Origin of the sequence: Aquamicrobium segne (assembly GCF_042656785.1) — a bacterium.
Taxonomy (GTDB): Bacteria; Pseudomonadota; Alphaproteobacteria; order Rhizobiales; family Rhizobiaceae; genus Mesorhizobium; species Mesorhizobium segne.
The window spans coordinates 1-18,367 of record NZ_JBHSLL010000012.1 but is presented as its reverse complement, the minus strand read 5'-3'; the positions used below and the strand labels follow the sequence as shown (position 1 = coordinate 18,367).

The 18,367-nt window shown below is 62.5% G+C and carries 19 protein-coding genes and 1 pseudogene; 4 read left to right on the top strand and 16 right to left on the bottom strand.

The window, feature by feature from the left end; genetic code table 11:
* Positions 1-2 precede the first annotated feature (2 nt).
* Entirely contained in the window at positions 3-380 is a 378-nt protein-coding gene (locus ACFPLB_RS03225; RefSeq protein ID WP_024353836.1) for a nuclear transport factor 2 family protein, read from the top strand.
* 5 nt (positions 381-385) lie between these two features.
* Here the strand turns inward: ACFPLB_RS03225 and trbF are convergent, their stop codons facing one another.
* From trbF to ACFPLB_RS03170, 11 genes are all read right to left on the bottom strand, one after another.
* Positions 386-1,075 carry a conjugal transfer protein TrbF gene (gene trbF / locus ACFPLB_RS03220; RefSeq protein WP_024353504.1) on the bottom strand — a complete coding sequence of 230 codons (690 nt, stop codon included), beginning with the start codon at positions 1,073-1,075 and terminating at the stop codon, positions 386-388.
* Positions 1,072-2,445 carry a P-type conjugative transfer protein TrbL gene (trbL, locus tag ACFPLB_RS03215; protein WP_171379984.1) on the bottom strand — a complete coding sequence of 458 codons (1,374 nt, stop codon included), beginning with the start codon at positions 2,443-2,445 and terminating at the stop codon, positions 1,072-1,074. Before trbL ends, trbF begins: the two co-directional genes overlap by 4 nt.
* A gap of 2 nt (positions 2,446-2,447) precedes the next feature.
* The gene (gene trbK-alt, locus ACFPLB_RS03210; RefSeq protein ID WP_024353502.1) at positions 2,448-2,714 is read right to left on the bottom strand and encodes a putative entry exclusion protein TrbK-alt; all 267 of its coding nucleotides are present in this window, start codon (positions 2,712-2,714) and stop codon (positions 2,448-2,450) included.
* 13 nt (positions 2,715-2,727) lie between these two features.
* Complete coding sequence (gene trbJ / locus ACFPLB_RS03205) at positions 2,728-3,501, bottom strand: P-type conjugative transfer protein TrbJ (protein ID WP_024353501.1); 774 nt, start codon at positions 3,499-3,501, stop codon at positions 2,728-2,730.
* The gene (trbE, locus tag ACFPLB_RS03200; RefSeq protein WP_024353500.1) at positions 3,498-5,990 is read right to left on the bottom strand and encodes a conjugal transfer protein TrbE; all 2,493 of its coding nucleotides are present in this window, start codon (positions 5,988-5,990) and stop codon (positions 3,498-3,500) included. The genes trbJ and trbE overlap by 4 nt, the downstream gene beginning before the upstream one ends.
* A gap of 10 nt (positions 5,991-6,000) precedes the next feature.
* Positions 6,001-6,282, bottom strand: coding sequence for a VirB3 family type IV secretion system protein (locus tag ACFPLB_RS03195; protein WP_024353499.1), 282 nt, complete (start codon positions 6,280-6,282; stop codon positions 6,001-6,003).
* Positions 6,282-6,614, bottom strand: a complete 333-nt coding sequence (locus ACFPLB_RS03190; protein ID WP_024353498.1) for a TrbC/VirB2 family type IV secretion system protein — start codon at positions 6,612-6,614, stop codon at positions 6,282-6,284. Before ACFPLB_RS03190 ends, ACFPLB_RS03195 begins: the two co-directional genes overlap by 1 nt.
* Positions 6,611-7,594, bottom strand: a complete 984-nt coding sequence (gene trbB / locus ACFPLB_RS03185) for a P-type conjugative transfer ATPase TrbB (RefSeq protein WP_091517359.1) — start codon at positions 7,592-7,594, stop codon at positions 6,611-6,613. Before trbB ends, ACFPLB_RS03190 begins: the two co-directional genes overlap by 4 nt.
* 147 nt (positions 7,595-7,741) lie before the next feature.
* Positions 7,742-8,221, bottom strand: coding sequence for a hypothetical protein (locus tag ACFPLB_RS03180; RefSeq protein WP_024353496.1), 480 nt, complete (start codon positions 8,219-8,221; stop codon positions 7,742-7,744).
* Positions 8,222-8,231: 10 nt separating this feature from the next.
* On the bottom strand, positions 8,232-10,217 hold the full coding sequence (locus tag ACFPLB_RS03175; RefSeq protein WP_378227838.1) for a conjugal transfer protein TraG: 1,986 nt from the start codon (positions 10,215-10,217) through the stop codon (positions 8,232-8,234).
* A gap of 124 nt (positions 10,218-10,341) precedes the next feature.
* Positions 10,342-11,301, bottom strand: a complete 960-nt coding sequence (locus ACFPLB_RS03170; protein WP_035302746.1) for a LysR family transcriptional regulator — start codon at positions 11,299-11,301, stop codon at positions 10,342-10,344.
* 195 nt (positions 11,302-11,496) lie between these two features.
* On the opposite strand from ACFPLB_RS03170, the gene ACFPLB_RS03165 reads away from it, so the two are divergent.
* Together ACFPLB_RS03165 and fabF are read left to right on the top strand one after the other, a co-directional pair.
* Complete coding sequence (locus tag ACFPLB_RS03165) at positions 11,497-12,006, top strand: winged helix-turn-helix transcriptional regulator (RefSeq protein ID WP_042061242.1); 510 nt, start codon at positions 11,497-11,499, stop codon at positions 12,004-12,006.
* A 4-nt stretch (positions 12,007-12,010) separates the two neighbouring features.
* Positions 12,011-13,273 (top strand): beta-ketoacyl-ACP synthase II, encoded by a 1,263-nt coding sequence (fabF, locus tag ACFPLB_RS03160; protein WP_081650885.1) that lies wholly within the window; start codon positions 12,011-12,013, stop codon positions 13,271-13,273.
* A gap of 34 nt (positions 13,274-13,307) precedes the next feature.
* Here fabF and ACFPLB_RS03155 read toward each other — a convergent pair whose 3' ends face one another.
* On the bottom strand, positions 13,308-14,225 hold the full coding sequence (locus tag ACFPLB_RS03155; protein ID WP_244523093.1) for a LysR family transcriptional regulator: 918 nt from the start codon (positions 14,223-14,225) through the stop codon (positions 13,308-13,310).
* 89 nt (positions 14,226-14,314) lie between these two features.
* Positions 14,315-15,490, bottom strand: a complete 1,176-nt coding sequence (gene tet(G) / locus ACFPLB_RS03150) for a tetracycline efflux MFS transporter Tet(G) (protein ID WP_378227837.1) — start codon at positions 15,488-15,490, stop codon at positions 14,315-14,317.
* A gap of 104 nt (positions 15,491-15,594) precedes the next feature.
* Here tet(G) and tetR(G) point away from each other — a divergent pair, with 104 nt between their 5' ends.
* Entirely contained in the window at positions 15,595-16,221 is a 627-nt protein-coding gene (gene tetR(G) / locus ACFPLB_RS03145; RefSeq protein ID WP_024353490.1) for a tetracycline resistance transcriptional repressor TetR(G), read from the top strand.
* On the opposite strand, the pseudogene ACFPLB_RS03140 reads toward tetR(G), so the two are convergent.
* From ACFPLB_RS03140 to ACFPLB_RS03130, 3 genes and pseudogenes are all read right to left on the bottom strand, one after another.
* Positions 16,218-16,334 (bottom strand): annotated as a pseudogene (locus ACFPLB_RS03140) (DUF3363 domain-containing protein); the annotation flags it as partial. The gene tetR(G) and the pseudogene ACFPLB_RS03140 sit on opposite strands and share 4 nt — an antisense overlap.
* 93 nt (positions 16,335-16,427) lie before the next feature.
* The gene (gene floR, locus ACFPLB_RS03135; protein WP_024353488.1) at positions 16,428-17,642 is read right to left on the bottom strand and encodes a chloramphenicol/florfenicol efflux MFS transporter FloR; all 1,215 of its coding nucleotides are present in this window, start codon (positions 17,640-17,642) and stop codon (positions 16,428-16,430) included.
* A gap of 216 nt (positions 17,643-17,858) precedes the next feature.
* A partial coding sequence (locus ACFPLB_RS03130) for a DUF3363 domain-containing protein (protein ID WP_378227836.1) occupies positions 17,859-18,367 on the bottom strand: 509 nt, incomplete at its 5' end.

The following is an 18,367-nucleotide window of genomic DNA, read 5'->3' as shown; positions in this document are numbered from 1 at the left end:
GAATGGATTCTGTGCCGACGATTGTTGCCCGGTATATCGACGCCTACAACAGGATGAATGTTCAGGCGATGCTCGACTGCCTGTCGGGCGACGTTCGGTTTATCAACAGATCGAACGGAGAGACGACGAACGAAACGCACGGGATCGAGGCATTCCGCGCGCTGGCGGAACAGGGCGTCCAGTTGTTTGCTGAAAGAGAACAGACGATCCTCGACTGTATCGCGATAGACGACCGTGCAGCCGTGCGCATCGGCTATCGCGCCAAGGTCAAGACCGACCTGCCCAATGGCTGGAAGGCCGGGCAGGAGATCGAGATGACGGGCACCTCGTTTTTCATGATCTCCGAGGGAAAGATCAGCGAGGTGATTGATGCAAGCTGAAGTTTTCATTGGCTCATCTCCCGCGACCACGAAATTGCGTTGACGTAGATTCCGAGCGGATTGGCGCGCAGGCGCTCGGCATTGCGAGGCGGCTGGATCACGATGGTCAGGATCGCGGTCCAGCGTTCGGTCGTGGAGAGTTGGCCGTTCTCGAAATGGCGTTCGGTCCACGCCACTCGGAAGCTGTTGGGGGACGCGCGGATGACGCTCGAGACCTCGACGGCGACCTGCTGACGGCCGACGCGGGTGAACGGGTCGTTGGCGCGGGCGTAGTCGTTCAAGGCAGCCGCGCCTCGATCCGTGGTCCACTCATAAGCCCGAAGCCAATTCTGGCGGACAATGATCGCATCGGCCGGGATCGCGCGGACCTGCTCGATGAAGCGGCCGAGGTGGAAAGCGATTTGCGGGTCAGTCGGGCGATAGTCGGCTAGGGCCGGCGCGACGGTCTGCGCCTGCCCGAGATTATCGACCTGAACAACCCAAGGCACCACGGTCCCGCGCGCCGACTGCCAGACCAGCGCCGAGGCGAAGCCGGCCGAAAGGATCAGGGAGCCGAAGGCCATGAGCCGCCAGTTCCTTGCCTGCACGCGGGCAGAGCCGATGCGCTCGTCCCACGCCTGCGCGGCCTTCTGGTAGGGCGTCTCGGGTTCGGGTGATTTGCCGTAATGAGTTGCGGGTCGTTTGAAGATGCTCATGAGCGGTCACTTTCGGAAAGGTTGACGGAGGAACCGGAGCCGTGGCTGTCGCCGGAGCGGACGGCATGGGCTGTCATGGCGGTGCCGTGGTTGAGGGCCTGCCGGCGCTGCATCCGCTGCGCCCAAGCCGGGGGACCATCGGGGAAAGTCGGCGGCGCGGCGGCCGGGGCGGCGCTCGCGCCGCCGACCGTGCTCATGGTCGAGCTGCCGCCAGTCGCGCCGAAGCCGGCCTTTGCGCCAGCGGAGAAGCTGGACTTGACGCTTTCGCTTGCTTGGGATGTTGCGCTGGAGGCTGCGCGCTTGAGCGGCGAGACGGCGGCCGAGCCTGCCGCTCGGGCGACACCGCCGAGGCCGGAGGCAACGCCCGCCGCTCCGGTCTGGCCGAGCGAGCCGAGGTTATAGGCAGCGGTCGCCGCGCCCGCGGCGGTCGCGCCTCCCCGAACGGCCGCGGCTCCACCGGACAGGGCAGCAGCACCACCTTTGGCGGCGAGCATGGCCCCGCCGCCAGCGGCGACGCCTGCACCTGCGACCGCAAGGCCGGTTCCCACGGCTGCGCCCGCGCCGAGTTGCGGGCCGCCAGAGACGATGCCGTTGGCGATACCGGGACCGAAGATGCCGAGGCCGAGCAGAGACAGCGCGGCAAGCACAATCGCCATGGCCTCGTCGATGGTCGGGGTTGCCCCGCCGAAACCGGCCGTGAATTGCGAAAACAAGGTGCTGCCTATGCCGATGATGACGGCGAGCACCAAGACCTTGATGCCGGACGACACCACGTTGCCCAAAACCTTCTCGGCCATGAACGCGGTCTTGCCGAACAGGCCGAAGGGGATCAGCACGAAGCCGGCCAGCGTGGTCAGCTTGAACTCGATCAGCGTCACGAAAAGTTGGATCGCCAAAATGAAAAACGCGAGCACCACAAGCGCCCACGCGAACAGCAGGCACGCGATCTGAATGAAATTCTCGAAGAAGGCGATCCAGCCCATCAGGTCGGAAATGGAATCGAGCAGCGGCCGGCCGGCATCAAGGCCGGTCTGCGCCACGCGGCCCGGCCGCATCAGATCGGAAACGGAAAAGCCGGTACCCGACGCCATGAGGCCGAGGCCGGCGAAGCTCTCGAAGACGATGCGGGCGAGGTTGTTCCAGTTTGAAATGATGTAGGCGAAGACACCGACAAACAGGGTCTTCTTGACCAGCCGCGCGATAATGTCGTCATCCGCGCCCCATGCCCAAAAGAGCGCGGCAAGCGTCACGTCGATGACGATGAGCGTCGTGGCGATGAAGGCGACCTCGCCGCCGAGCAGCCCGAAACCGCTGTCGATGTAGGAGGTGAATACGCCGAGAAAATTGTCGATGACGCCCGTGTTGCCCATGGTCAGCGCGCCTCGCTGCGGTCACGGCCGAGGAAGCGGTCGCGGGATTCAGCCCATGCGGCGAGGCAGTCGGTGTCACTCGCCGCCGCCTCGCCGAGCTGCTGGCAACGGCGCAGGGTTTCGCGCAGGGGATCGGCCGGTGGCTGGAAGGCCGACGCCGGGGGTAGCACGGAAGGTTCGTCCTTCCGCGCCATGTCGATTGCGGTCGCCGTGACGGCGATGGCGATGAACACCACGGCCCCGAGCCGGGCCAGCATCTTGCCGTCCATGGCGAGCCTCCCGTCAGTTGTTGCCGTTGAACATCTGCGCGTTGCCGGGCTGGTATCCGCTGCCCGGCGTCAGGAACCGTTCGCGCTGGATGCGGCCCTGCTCGGCGGCGGTCGCGCGCTCTGCCTCGGTCAGCGCGTCGGCGCGGCCGTTTGCCGAGATGACCGCGATTAGGTCGGAAAGCTGCTGCGACTGGAGCGCGAGAAGCTGGTTGCCGGCCTGCGTCGCCTGCAATGCCCCGGTCGCGCCCTGACTCTGGCCGACAAGCGCGGCCATCTCGGCGCGGTTGCTGTCGATGTTGCCGACCGCACCCGCCTGAACGCGCATCGCGTCCTGCAAGCCGCCAACGGTATTCTCCCAGCGGCCGCGCGCATCGGCGACAAGCTGGGCTTCGGTCGCCGAAAGCGAGACGTTGCCATATTGCTGCTGGAACGCTTGGTCGATCTGCCCGACCTCGAACGCGATGTTCTGCGCTTGGCCGAGAAGCTGCTGCGTGCGCTGGACGTTCTGCTGGAGCTGCTGGAGCGAGGAATACGGCAGGCTCGCCAGATTGCGGGCCTGATTGATGAGCATTTGCGCCTCGTTCTGGAGGCTGGTGATCTGGTTGTTGATCTGCTCCAGAGTGCGCGCTGCCGTGAGCACGTTCTGCGCATAGTTGGACGGGTCATAGACGATGCGGCCGAAACCGAATTGCGCATGGGCCGGGCTTGCCAGCATAGGCGACAACGCGACGGGCACGGCGAGCGCCAGCGCGAGGGCCGAGGCCCCGACGATCTTGGAATAGGTCATGGAAGAATCTCCTGTGTGGGGTGGATATCCGGCGCGGCCGGCGCGGCGGATTCCGGTCGGTCGGCGAGATTGGTGAGGTTCGGGATCAGGTCGGCAGCCCAATCGACGCCGCGCGCCTGTAGCCATGCGGCGAGGAAGCCATCGCGGCCGTGTTCGGCGACAATCTGCGCGATGAGCGTCTGGTCGGATTTGGCGGATGCGGCGCAGAGCGCGAGGCCGACTTCGGACAGGCCAAGCTCGAACAGGCGATTGCCCCTGCGGCTTTGGCAGTAATAATCCCGCTTGGGCGTGGCCCTTGCGAGGATTTCGATCTGCCTGTCATTGAGGCCGAAGCGGCGATAGATGGCCGTGATCTGCGGCTCGATGGCGCGCTCGTTCGGCAGCAAGAGCCGCGTCGGGCAGCTCTCGATGATGGCGGGCGCGATGTTGCTCCCGTCAATGTCGGACAGGCTTTGCGTGGCGAAGATGACGCTGGTGTTCTTCTTGCGCAGCGTTTTCAACCATTCGCGGAGCTGGCCGGCGAAACCCTCGTCGTCCAGCGCGAGCCAGCCTTCATCGATGATGAGAAGCGTCGGCCGCCCGTCGAGCCGGTCGCCGATCCGATGGAACAGGTAGGCGAGCACGGCCGGAGCCGCGCCGGTCCCGACCAGCCCCTCGATCTCGAACGCCTGCACGTCCGCCGATCCCAAATGCTCTGTCTCGGCGTCGAGTAACCGGCCATAGGCCCCACCGACGCAGAACGGCCGGAGCGCCTGTTTCAGATCGTTGGATTGCAGCAGCACGGCAAGGCCGGTGATGGTGCGTTCCTCGACGGGGGCCGAGGCCAGCGAAGTCAGCGCCGTCCAAAGATACTCTTTGACCTCGGGCGTGATGGTTAGCCCCTCGCGCATGAGGATGGCGGCGATCCAGTCCGCCGCCCATGCGCGTTCATAGGTATCGTGGATGCGGGCAAGCGGCTGGAGCGAAACGGACGTCTCGGCCCCTTCCGTGAGGCCGCCGCCCAAATCGTGCCAGTCGCCGCCCATGGCGAGCGATGCGGCGCGGATCGAACCGCCGAAGTCGAAGGCAAAGACTTGGCTGGCCTCATAGCGCCGGAACTGTAAGGCCATGAGGGCGAGCAGCACGGATTTGCCCGCGCCAGTGGGGCCGACGACAAGGGTATGGCCTACGTCGCCGACATGGAGGCTTAGCCGGAACGGGGTTGAGCCTTCGGTCTTTCCAAAGAGCAAAGGGGGCGCACCGAAATGCTCGTCCCGTTCCGGCCCCGCCCACACCGCCGATAGCGGGATCATGTGGGCGAGATTCAAAGTGCTGATGGGCGGCTGACGGACATTCGCGTAGGCGTGTCCGGGCAGGCTGCCGAGCCATGCATCAACCGCGTTGACGCTCTCGGGCATGGCGGTGAAGTCGCGGCCCTGAACGATCTTCTCGACCAGGCGCAGCTTCTCGTCGGCAAGGCGCGGGTCGGCATCCCATACGGTGACGGTCGCCGTGACGTAGGCCATGCCCGCCACGTCCGCCCCAAGCTCCTGCAACGCCATGTCGGCGTCGAGCGCCTTGTTGGCGGCGTCGGTGTCCACAAGCGCGGACGCCTCGTTTGTCATGACCTCTTTCAAGATCGCGGCGACGCTCTTGCGCTTGGCGAACCATTGGCGACGGATGCGGGTCAGCAGCCGGGTTGCATCGGTCTTGTCGAGCAGGATCGCGCGGGTGCTCCACCGATATGGGAACGGCAGCCGGTTCATTTCGTCGAGCAGGCCCGGCGTCGTCGCGGTCGGGAATCCCACGATGGTCAGCACGCGCAGATGCGCGTCGCCAAGGCGCGGCTCCAGCCCGCCGGTCAAGGGCTGGTCGGCGAGCAGCGCGTCGAGGTGCATGGGCACCTCGGGCACGCGCACACGATGCCGGTTGGTCGAGATGGTGGAATGGAGATAGGTCAGCGTCGCGCCGTCATCCATCCAACGGCACTCGGGCATGAAGCCGTCAAGCAAGGCCAGCACGCGGTCGGTGCGGTCGATGAAGCCGCGCAGGACTTCCCACGGGTCCACCCCCGTTTTCTCCCGGCCCTCGTAGAGCCATGCCTCAGTGCGGGCGGCTTCCTCGGCCGGGGGCAGCCAGAGGAAGGTGAGGAAGTAGCCGGACACGAAATGCGCGCCCGCTTCCTCGAAACCGGCCTTACGCTCGGCATCGACCAGCGCCGACGCGGGATCGGGAAAGGTGCTGTCGGGATAGGTGGCGGCTTCGCTGCGCTGCGCCTCGACGAAGATGCTCCAGCCGGAGCCGAGGCGGCGCACGGCATTGTTGATGCGGCCGGCGACGGCGACTAGCTCGGCCGCGACGGCGGAATCCAGATCGGGACCGCGAAACTTCGCCGTCCTCTGGAAACTGCCGTCCTTGTTGAGCACAACGCCCTGACCGACCAGCGCGGCCCATGGCAGATAATCAGAGAGGCGCGCGGCGGTGCGGCGGAATTCGGAAAGGTTCATCATGGCTGCACCCTCAAACCGCCAAATGACCGGGGATGCGGAGATGCCGCCGCCCGACCTCGACAAAGAGGGGATCGCGCTTTGCCGCCCATACGGCCGCGAAGTGGCCGATTGCCCAGATGGCGATGCCGATCAGCCAGAGGCGCAGGCCGAGGCCCACGGCTCCGGCCAGCGTTCCGTTCATGATGGCGATGGCGCGCGGAGCGCCGCCGAGCAGGATATGTTCGGTCAGCGCCCGGTGAACCGGGACCGTGAAGCCCGGCACGGCGTCCAGTTGCTCGAACGCGACGGCCATCAAACGAGCGCCCCGCCGCCGAACGAGAAGAACGACAGGAAGAAGCTCGACGCGGCGAAAGCAATCGACAGGCCGAACACGATCTGGATCAGACGGCGAAAGCCGCCGCTGGTGTCCCCGAACGCGAGGGTCAGGCCGGTGGCGATGATAATTATCACCGCGATAATTTTTGCGACGGGTCCCTCAATGGACTGAAGGATTTGCTGAAGCGGTTGCTCCCACGGCATCGACGATCCCGACGCATGGGCGGCCGGGGCGAGCATGAAGCTGATAGCAAGGGTGGATGCGGCGGTCGCGGCGAAGCGATAGCCGCGCGAAATCGTGCGGATCATGAAGATTCTCCTGTGCTGGTTTGGATTGCGGGGGTGATGCGGTAGTCGCCGTCCGGCCCCAGCCCTTCGACGCGGGCAAGCTCGGCAAGCCGGCGCGCGGAACCGCGCCCGGAAAGGACAGCAACAAGGTCGATTGTCTCGGCGATCAGGGCGCGCGGGACGGTGACGACAGCCTCTTGGATGAGCTGTTCAAGGCGACGGAGCGCACCGATGCCGGTGCCTGCATGGATGGTGCCGATGCCGCCGGGGTGTCCCGTTCCCCACGCTTTCAGGAGGTCGAGGGCTTCCGATCCGCGCACCTCGCCGATGGGGATGCGGTCGGGGCGCAGGCGCAGCGAGGAACGCACCAGATCGGAAAGCGTCGCCACGCCGTCTTTCGTCCGCATCGCCACTAGATTGGGCGCGGCGCATTGCAGCTCGCGCGTATCCTCGATGATGACGACGCGATCCGCCGTCTTCGCCACCTCGGCGAGCAGCGCATTGGTCAGCGTGGTCTTGCCGGTGCTGGTGCCGCCCGCCACGAGGATATTTGCGCGGGAGGAAACGGCCGCGCGTAACGTCGCGGCCTGATCGGTGGACATGATCCCCGCCGCCACATAGTCGTCGAGGCTGAACACGGCGACGGCGGGCTTGCGGATGGCGAAGGTCGGGGCGGCGACCACGGGTGGCAGCAGGCCCTCGAATCTTTCGCCAGACTCCGGCAGCTCGGCCGAGATGCGCGGGCTGCGGGCATGAACCTCCGCGCCGACATGATGCGCGACCAGCCGAACGATGCGTTCGCCATCGGCGGCGGACAGGCGCTCGCCCGTATCGGAAAGCCCTTCGGACAGGCGGTCGATCCACAACCGCCCGTCCGGGTTCAACATCACCTCGACCACGGCCGGGTCTTCGAGCAGCCGGGCAATGGCGGGGCCGAGCGCGGTGCGCAACATGCGTGCGCCGCGCGCAATGGCTTCCGGTCTTTGGTGGTTGGTGGTCATGTCGGCCCCGGCTTCTTGCGGGGACGCGACAGGCCATCCCCGGATCGGGGTCGATTAAGAGAGGCCGAAATCTGGCCGGTTCAACAAGTATCTAGCTGCGTGCGGTGATCGGCGGCGAACGGCGGTAAATAGGATGGGTCCGAATACTTATTCTTGATCGCCGTTGCTCTCGGACTCGTCCGGCAACGGATCGTCGGGAAGTGAGTCGAGGTCACGCGACAGCTCTTTGAGGAACCTGTCGCCCGTCGCCAGACGCCGTCCGAGATTCTGCATGAAGCCCTCAAAGCGCTCCGCGCCTTTGGCGCGGGCAGCGGATTGTGCGGCTCCCGTAAGCGGCGGCGTGAGGGTCATCCAGAAATGGATGAACTGCGCGACCGCCTCGCCAAGGACGGCGAGATCTAGGTCGAGCGTGTCGATCTGGCGGCCGAGCTTGTCCAAGCGGCGCGACATGGCGGCTTCAAGCTGGTCGGCGGAATCGCCGGACAGGTAGGACATGACCGCCGCCTCAACGATGGCGGATTTCGAGACATTGCGGCGCAGCGCCACCGAGCGGCGCAGCGCCATCGCCTCGATCTGTGGAATGAGCGCGGGGTCGAAATAGAGATTCAGGCGGGTTCTGGTTGCCATGGGCGTATCCTCAAAGGTCGATTCCATCATCGGGGTTCATCGCCACCTGCCGCGCCACCATCCTCATGCGCTGGCGCATGGCGCGGGCCTTGGCCGCGTCAACGTCCGGCTCGTCGTCCAGAAACTCGAACTCCTGTTCGGGGGATGGCGGCGGGGCGACGATTTCCTCATGCTCGGGCAATTCCGGCTCGCGGCGGATGCCCGCATTGGCCGGATCGCCTTCGGCCTCGCTTCCGCACGTCGCGGAACGGCTTTCCGCCGCGACCACGCGGCCGGACCAATCATCGGCGGATGGGCTGGGCACCAGCGGAGCGGCGACCAGATCGGGCGGGGTCAGGATGCGTTCCTGCAATCGCGCATCCTCGAAATAGCGCGCCTTGATGGCGCGGATCGGCGGCGTGCCCGCGACCATGACGATTTCGTCGGTGGGTGGAAGCTGCATGATTTCGCCCGGCGTGAGCAGCGGCCGGGCCGTCTCCTGCCGCGACACCATCAAGTGACCTAACCACGGGGCTAGGCGGTGCCCTGCGTAGTTGGTGGAGTCGCGCAGCTCGGTCGCCGTGCCTAATGCGTCTGAAACACGCTTCGCCGTCCTTTCGTCGTTCGTGGCGAAGCTGACGCGGACGTGGCAGTTGTCGAGGATCGCGTTGTTCGGGCCATAGGCGCGCTCGATCTGGTTGAGGCTCTGCGCGATCAGGAAGCCTTTGATTCCGTAGCCCGCCATGAAGGCGAGCGCCGATTCAAAGAAATCGAGCCGGCCGAGCGCCGGAAACTCGTCCAGCATCAATAGCAGCCGATGGCGCTTGCCGGAGGTGGTCAATTCCTCGGTCAACCGCCTGCCGATCTGGTTGAGGATCAGGCGGATAAGCGGCTTTGTGCGGTTTATGTCGGACGGCGGCACGACAAGGTAGAGCGTGACGGGCTGGCGGCTGCCGACCAGATCGGCAATGCGCCAGTCGCATCGCGCCGTCACCCGCGCCACCACGGGATCGCGGTAGAGGCCGAGAAACGACATGGCGGTGGAGAGCACGCCCGACCGTTCGTTCTCGGATTTGTTCAACAGCTCGCGGGCCGACGACGCGATGACGGGATGAACGCCCGCCTCGCCGAGATGCGGCGTATCCATCATGGCGCGCAAGGTCGCCTCGACCGGACGGCGGGGATCGGACAGGAAGTTGGCGACGCCCGCCAAGGTCTTGTCCTTCTCCGCATAGAGAACATGCAGGATCGCGCCGACCAGCAGCGAATGGCTGGTCTTTTCCCAATGGTTGCGCTTGTCGAGACTGCCTTCGGGATCGACCAGAATATCCGCGATGTTCTGCACGTCGCGGACTTCCCATTCCCCCTGCCGCACTTCGAGCAGCGGATTGTAGGCGGACGATCTGGCGTTCGTGGGATCGAACAGCAGGACGCGGCCATGCTGGGCGCGAAAGCCGGCCGTCAGAGTCCAGTTCTCGCCCTTGATGTCGTGGACAATGCAGCTTCCCGGCCATGTCAGCAGCGTCGGTACCACCAGCCCGACACCTTTGCCGCTGCGAGTCGGGGCGAAGCACAACACATGCTCCGGCCCGTCATGGCGCAGATAGTGCCGGTCGTATCTGCCGAGCACCACGCCATCGGGGCCGAGCAGACCGGCGGCGCGGATTTCGCGATCCTCCGCCCATCGCGCCGAACCATAGGTGGCGACGTTGCGCGCCTCCCGTGCCCGGATGATCGACATGAGGATGGCGGCGGCGATGGCGATGAAACCGCCGGACGCCGCGATGATGGCACCTTCGACGAAGATTGCGGGCGCATAGGCGTCAAACGAAAACCACCACCAGAAGAAGGCCGGCGGATAATAGACCGGCCAGCCCGCCAGCTCGAACCACGGATTGCCAAGCTGGAGCTGGAAGCGGAGGCGGAACGCCGTCCATTGCGTCGCTGCCCACACCATCACCAGAACGATGGTGAAGACGACAGCGATTTGACCCCAAAGGATTCGGCCTCCGCGCAATGCAGGCTCCAGTCGGCAAAAGAAACGGAGCCGATCAGAGAGTAGGCAAAACCGGACAGGCAACAGGAAAGGGGGTGCGGGAGGGCTACCGGATACTATCGGCGGCAAATAGGACGGGTTGCGTTCACCGCCATCCGGCCGGGTGATCGCCGCTGCGCAACTGGCCGGGCGAATCGCCGCAACGCCTCATATTGTTTGCAAGGTTGAGCAGGTTTTTCAGGGTGGCGCTGCGATTGAACGGCGACCAGACGGCGGTGAACGCAACCGGCTCTGGCTCATCGGCGAAAGGCAGGAAGACGATGCCGGACGTGGGCAGCAGCGCCGTAGCTGCTCCGACGATGGTGATGCCGAAGCCCTGTCCGACCATGGACAGCAGCGCGCCACGCCCCACGTCGAAGCGCAGGATTGACGGCGCGGGCCAGCGCCCGGCATGGCGCAGCACGATATGGCTATGAACCTGCGGACCTGTGCCGCCATGCCGGACAAGAAACGTCTCGCCTGCCAGATCGGCCCATGTGACGGCCGACTGCCCGGCGAGTGGATGCCCATCCGGCAGCACGGCAACCAACTGTTCGGTCCAGATCGGGTGGGTGTGGCAGTCTGGCAGCTCGGGCGTGCCCGCGACAAACACCACGTCCAGCCGGTCGGCGCGAAGCTGCATCACCGCTTCGCGAGCTGTCCCTTCCGTCATCTCGACTTCAACGCCGGGATGGTCCTCGCGGTATTGGCCGATCAGCTTTGCGAGGAAGCTGTGCGGGATCAGGGCATGGATACCGATACGAAGCCGGCCGCTTTCTCCCGCTGCCGCCATGCCGGCGGTCTTCACTGCATGGTCCAGTTGATCGACGCCGGCCGCTATCCGCTCGACGAAGTGGTGTCCGGCCTCGGTCAGTCGGACGCCGCGCGCGTGACGCTCGAACAGAAGGATACCAAGGTCTTCTTCCAGCGCCTTCACGCGGGCGCTGACGCTGGATTGCGCCACGCCGAGCGCATTGGCGGCGTGGCGGAAGTTCAGATATTCGGCGACGGCGAGTGTCTGGATCAGCGATGCGAGGGGGATACGCGATCCGAGCGTGGTCGGCATACCCCATGGGCAACCATCCATCGGTGCTGATCGCCGCCGCATCGCTCAAATGCCACTACAGTGCTTTGTTCCACGCCGTAGCAGACGCAGGTGCTTGGCTCCCTTAGAATGACGCATTGGATTACCCCTCCTACTATGTCGCCTACTGCGCATAGGTGACTTGCATGATGGAAGTTAAACCATTATGGATGTGTCATGCAACGAACAAGCTTTCTGTCATTCGAGTGTCCCGCAGCCCGAGCGCTGGAAAGCGTCGGTGACTGGTGGAGCATCCTGATCCTGCGAGACGCCTTCCAAGGGCTTAGCAAATTCGATGAATTCGAGAAGAATCTCGGTATTTCCGCGAACATTTTGGCGAGGCGATTGAAGCATCTCACGGCGGAAGGACTGTTTGAAAGGCAACGATACAATGATCATCCGCCTCGATTTGAATACGTCCTTACCGACAAGGGGCGAGATTTCTATCCGGTAGCAATCGCCCTGTTCGCATGGGGGAACCGGAACCTTGCGCCCAATGAAATAGCCATGCGCCTTGGTGACAAGAAAACCGGACAGGAGAGGACCGCCGTTATCATCGACGCGAATACAGGAGAAGCAATCACTCCCGAAAACACCGTTCTTCTGGCAGGCCCCGCCGCAACAGAGGAAACGATGCGCGTCATAAATCGCATGAAGCGAATAAGCTCAGAAAAAGAAACGGAATAATCCAATGCGCCGAATTGTTGTAACCGGCATGGGTTTAGTTGGCCCCCTTGGTTCTGGCACTGAAATAAGCTGGAAAAGACTCCTCGACGGGAAATCGGGAATCAGGAATTTGCCTGATGAAATCTCCAATGATCTACCGGTGAAAATCGGGGGAATCGTTCCCAGCCTGATTGAAGATTCCGAAGCCGGTTTTGATCCAGATTTAATCGTTGACACAAAGGATCAACGAAAAATGGATCGCTTCATTCTGTTTGCACTTGCGGCCGCGAAGGAGGCTCTTGAAACGGCAGGATGGCATCCCACGAGCGACTACGAACGTGAGCGCACGGCGACAATTATCGCCTCTGGTATAGGCGGGTTTCCTGCTATCGCTTCGGCAGTTCGCATAACGGATACACGGGGAGCACGGAGGCTCTCACCGTTTACCGTGCCGTCGTTTCTTGCCAACCTTGCAGCAGGACACGTTACCATCAGGCATGGATTTACAGGCCCAATTGGCACGCCTGTAACCGCCTGCGCTGCGAGCGTTCAGGCCATCGGAGACGCCGCGCGGCTGATACGCTCCAACGAAGCCGATATCGCTCTGTGCGGTGGAGCAGAAGCGTGCATTGACAAGGTTAGTCTCGGGGCATTTGCTGCCGCGCGAGCACTATCTACCGGCTACAATACTACACCTGAAATGGCGTCAAGGCCGTTCGACACCGAGCGCGATGGTTTCGTAATGTCCGAAGGGGCGGGTCTGATCGTCATAGAAGAATTGGAACATGCCCTTGCTCGGGGTGCCAAACCCATAGCCGAATTGGTAGGATACGGCACAAGCGCTGATGCACACCATGTGACTGCCGGTCCAGAGGACGGTCGAGGCGCGGCCCGTGCAATGAAAATCGCGCTACAAAGTGCCGGTTTGAAGCCCAACGATGTTCAACATCTGAACGCTCATTCAACCTCCACCCCCGTAGGGGATCGAGGAGAAATAGCCGCGATAAAATCCGTTTTTGGCGATCATGATGTAGCTGTAAGCGCCACGAAGTCAGCGACGGGGCACTTACTCGGTGCCGCTGGCGGCATTGAGGCGATCTTCACGATACTCGCCTTACGGGATCAAATCGCTCCCCCAACTAGAAATTTGGAGAGCCCCGATCCTATTGCCGTAGGTATCGATCTGGTTCGCCAATCTGCACGGCCTGTTCTCATGGAACATGCCATTTCCAACGGATTCGGCTTTGGCGGCGTTAATGCAAGTGTCGCTTTCCGGCGATGGCAATAACAGTCCCGGACGGTGCTTCCGCGACCACTTCGGCTCACGCCCTCGCTATCCGTGGCAGTACTGAATTCGTGCAGACCTGCCGGCCCATGTCGTTGGCGAGGCTGAGCAGGTTACGAAGCGCCGCGCTGCGGTTGGACGGCGACCAGACAGCCGAGAAGGCGACCGGCTCCGGCTCGTCGGCGAAGGGCAAGAAGACAATGCCGTTTGTCGGCAACAGCGCCGTGGCCGCGCCGACGATGGTGATGCCGAAGCCCTGTCCGACCAAGGACAAAAGGGTGCCACGCCCCACGTCGAAGCGCAGGATCGACGGCGCAGGCCAGCGCTCGGCATGGCGTAGCATGATATGGCTATGAACCTGCGGTCCAGTGCCGCCATGCCGGACAAGGAACGTCTCGCCTGCCAGATCGGGCCATGTGACGGCTGACCGCTTGGCGAGCGGATGCCGTTCCGGTAGCACCGCCAAGAGCGGTTCGGTCCATGTGCGACGGGAATGGCAGTCGGGTGGTTGGGGCGTGCCCGCGACGAACGCCACGTCCAACCTGCCGGCGCGAAGCTGCACCACCGCTTCACGGGCCGGGCCTTCGGCGATCTCGACTTCAACATCGGGGTGATCCTTGCGGTATTGGCCGATCAGCTTTGCGAGGAAGCTATGCGGAATCAGGGCATGGATACCGATACGAAGCCGGCCGCTTTCTCCGGCTGCCGCCATGCCGGCGGTTTTCACCGCATGGTCGAGTTGGTCAATACCTACGGCTATCCGCTCGACGAAATGGCGTCCGGCCTCGGTCAGCCGAACGCCGCGTGCATGACGCTCGAACAAGAGGATGCCGAGGTCTTCTTCCAGTGCCTTCACGCGGGCGCTGACGCTGGACTGTGCAACGCCGAGCGCATTGGCGGCGTGACGGAAGTTGAGATATTCGGCGACAGCGAGAGTGTGAACTAAGGTCATCATTGGCACTCGCCCCGAAAGGAGATGATTGCTCAACGGATTTAATCCGTCATTTCTCGTAAGTCTACGCATACCAATTCGCCATGACTCAATCACAATGAAGTTGCGAAAGGTCTGCGTAGTATTGGCAGACATATTAAATAGAGGATCGCGCCGAAAATCCAAACCCAACCGTTCCATGCTCCTACGGTGGCAGAATAGAGTGCCGTGAAGCCAAGCGGTCCCGCGATAGAGCTTAGATTGGTGAGGCTTGTAAGCGTTCCCTGTAAAGCTCCTTGCTTGTTACTGCTGACATTGTTTGAAAGCATTGCCTGCAAGGCCGGCATGCCAACACCTCCGGCGGCAAGCAGCAACAAAATCGGGAACACCATCCATCCCTGCGTGGCAAAAGCCAGAAGAATGAAGCCAGTCGCATCCGCAGCCATGCCAAACAGTAGCGTGCGCCGTTCTCCAAGCCGGCTTGAAAGAGGGCCGGTAACAAACGCCTGAAAAATCGCGTGTGTTGCTCCAAACGCCGCGAGCGACAAGCCAACGGTCGTGGTGTTCCACTGAAAACGATCCTCGCCATATATGACCCATAGGGCCGCAGGGACCTGGCCGATCAGTTGAATAATGAAGAAAACTGCGAAAAGGGCCACTAGCCCGCGCAATGCATCATCCAGCCGGAACAGAACGAATGGTTTGATGCGAACCGGCTTTCCGGTCTCGCCATCGCCGCGACGAGTCTCCCTGAGGAAAATGCAGGCTAGCAGGAACGCGAAGCCGTTGAGAAGGGCAGCGGCGATAAACGGAGCATGGGCAGAAATACCACCGAGCATACCACCAAGTGCTGGCCCGGCAATCATGCCTGCCCCATAACAGGCCCCCATGTGGCCGAACCAGCGTGCGCGAGAACCTTCCCCCGTCGAATCCGCAATGGTTGAGGCAGCTACAGCTCCGGTTGCGCCCGTGATGCCGGAGACGAGCCGGCCGATATAGAGCACCCATAAGACCGGCGCTGATGCCATAATCGTGTAATCGACTGCGGCCCCCGCAAGGGAAGCCAGAAGCACCGGACGCCGACCGTAAGCATCTGAAAATTGTCCAAGCACGGGCGCGAAGATGACCTGCATCAACGCATAGAGTGACAGCAAAGCACCATAGTGACCAGCGACCTGCTCCGCCGGCACAAGCTCGCGCAGAAGCGTCGGAAGGACCGGCATGATGAGGCCGAGTCCCATGGCGTCGAGACTGACGATCAGCAGGGCGATGATGGCAGAGCTGCGCACCTGAAACTCCAGCGCCGCTCAATGCGAGCGACTTTATCAATGATAAGGACATGGACATAGAACTTATCGGTGATAAATTGTCAAGCGTTGGCGAAGGAACGTGAATGACCAAACTGGACAAGGGCACCGTGATCGCAGCGGCGCTGGAGCTGCTGAACGAGGTTGGCATGGACAACCTGACGACGCGAAAGCTCGCTGAACGCCTCAAGGTTCAGCAGCCTGCGCTTTACTGGCATTTCCAGAACAAGCGCGCGCTGCTTGACGCACTGGCCGAGGCAATGCTGACGGAACGCCACACCCGCTCGCTACCCGAAGAGAACGAAGACTGGCGGCTATTCCTGAAAGAGAACGCCCAGAGTTTCAGAACGGCGTTGCTCTATTATCGCGACGGGGCGCGCATCCATGCCGGCACTCGACCGACAGAACCGAATTTTGGCGCTGCCGAGACACAAATACGCTTTCTCTGCGCGGCGGGCTTTGGTCCGAAGCACGCTGTTTGGGCGCTCCGGGCGGTCAGTCACTATGTGGTCGGTTCCGTTCTCGAGCAGCAGGCATCTGATGCCGATGAGAGAGTTCCGGACAGGCCAGATGTGTCCGAGCAAGCACCGTCGTCCTTCCTGCACGATCTGTTTCACGAGTTGGAAACAGACGGCATGGATGCTGCGTTCAACTTCGGACTCGACAGCCTCATCGCTGGTTTCGAGCGGCTGCGTTCATCTACAACAGATTAGAGGCTTATGCCCCTTTGCCGCCCCAACTGCCACGACACCGATCCGCTTTGCACGATGCCGATGACCTCACGGCCGAGCTGGCGGTCGATGACCGGCCGCCACGGGACAAGGGAAATGAGCGGTATCTTGCCGGACAGGATACCGCCATTCACAAGGTTTCGATGATTATTGCGCCGCATCGGAGCGGGCTTGCTTCCAGTCGTCGGCTAGACGACTGGCGACTTCTCGGTGGCAGCATCACGGGATCGAAGGAGCGCCAGCCCCAACGACACCAGCACTGCCATTGCCGTGGCGTAACAAATCACGGGCCACGCTGTATCGCCGTTTAACAGCGTCACCGCCAATGTCCCGACGATACTGACTATCAGGCTTTGGATGCAGAAGTAGAACGCAACCGCTGATCCAGCGATGTCGTCGAACTGCGCAAGTGCGCCGTTGGCGGTAACGGACACCGTGAAGACAATGCCGACCGCGACAACCCACATCGGCAGGATGAAGCTGAAAAATGACGGCGATCCGAAAAGTTGGCCGATCCCCAACAGGATCGCGCCGGAAACGAGCAACGCCATCCCGCGCGCTACGCATCCCGCGATACCCCATTTGGCAACGAAGGACTTTGCGAAGCGGGTTGTCGTGACCATGACCAGCGCGACAGTCGCGAAGGCCAAGCTAAATCCGATCTCGGAATAGCCGGCTTGGCCTATGAGAACACGGGGGGCTGTCGAGAAGAAAACGAAGAATGTGCCCATGCCGGCACTAAATCCGCCTGTGTAAACCCAAAAGGCCGGACTCGCGAAGATCGGCAAAACAGATCGTTGCGTTCTGGCCTGATCCAACGGTCGGGTTTCATGCCACCTGAAACTGGCGTTTAAGAGTGCGAGCGAAGCCAGTGCAGCCAGTGTGATGAAGATCGCCTGCCATCCCCAAAACTCGCCGATCAGCGCACCGGCTATAGGGCCGAGCGCAGGCACGAACGCCAGCATCGAACTGAAAAGGCCGTAGATGACGGCACCTTCGGGACGATTGGCATATACGTCGCGCACGGTCGCGAAGGTGGCCACCAGCATGGCCGATGCTCCAACTGCCTGAACCAGACGAAACGCAACAAAGGCTAATGCAGTTGAAGAACAAGCCGCTCCCAGAGACGCAGCAACGAAAGCCGTTGCGCCTACAAGCAGGATCGGCCGTCGCCCGACGCGATCGGAGAGTGGCCCAAAGATCACTTGGCCCACACCGAGCATCACCATGTAGAAGCTCAACGTGAGTTGGATTATGGATGGAGTCGTGTTCAGGACGCCCGGCATCGCCGGAACGACTGGAAGATAAATATCCATCGCCAGCGACGCGAGGATGTCGAAGGGAGCCATAAGCAGCAAGGCTGCCGGCAGCGTATAGGCCCACGCGGGGCGTGTGGTGGTCATGACGAATCAACCGCTCGATTAAGGATACCGGGCAGCGTCTGCTCGTCAGCAATCAGATGGGATTGGTCTTACAGAGCGCCGCAACAACAATTCTGATGTTGCGGCTTACTTGTCTGCTGACTTGGAATTTCCCATGCTGATGGCTCCACGATTACGAAATTGAATAGCAGCTCTTATCGAATTAGTTGTTGCGTTGCAATGCGGTATCGTTGGCTCCTATAGCCCCAACCCCCGCTGCCGCCCTAACTGCCACGACACCGAACCGCCCTGCATGATACCCGCGACCTCGCGGCCGAGCTGGCGGTCGATGATCGGCCGCCACGGGACAAGGGTGAACTCGTGGCTCTTTTCCACGATGGCGAACTTGCCGCTCGTTAGCTGGACAGTCCCGGTGAACTTGCCGCTGACACTCTCACCATCCTTGGCGGCGCGGAACGGCAGCGCCTTGCCCTCGGCCATCTCCGCACCGGCGCGCGCAACTTCCCGCTCGCGCAGGGTGGCGAGAAGATTGCGCCGGTAGAAGATGCGGCCGTCCCTGTTGCGCGTAGCGTCGCGCTGTTCGATATGATGCTCGCGGCGCTGGTCCATGGCTTCGCGGACCTGTTGCCCGAAGCCGGTCGGCGCAAGGTCGGCCGTTTCGCCATGGACCAATCGCCGGCTCTGTTGCAAAAATCGTGAAGCTTGAGCATGCTTGGCGGAGATTGGACGGACGGAACGATGACGGA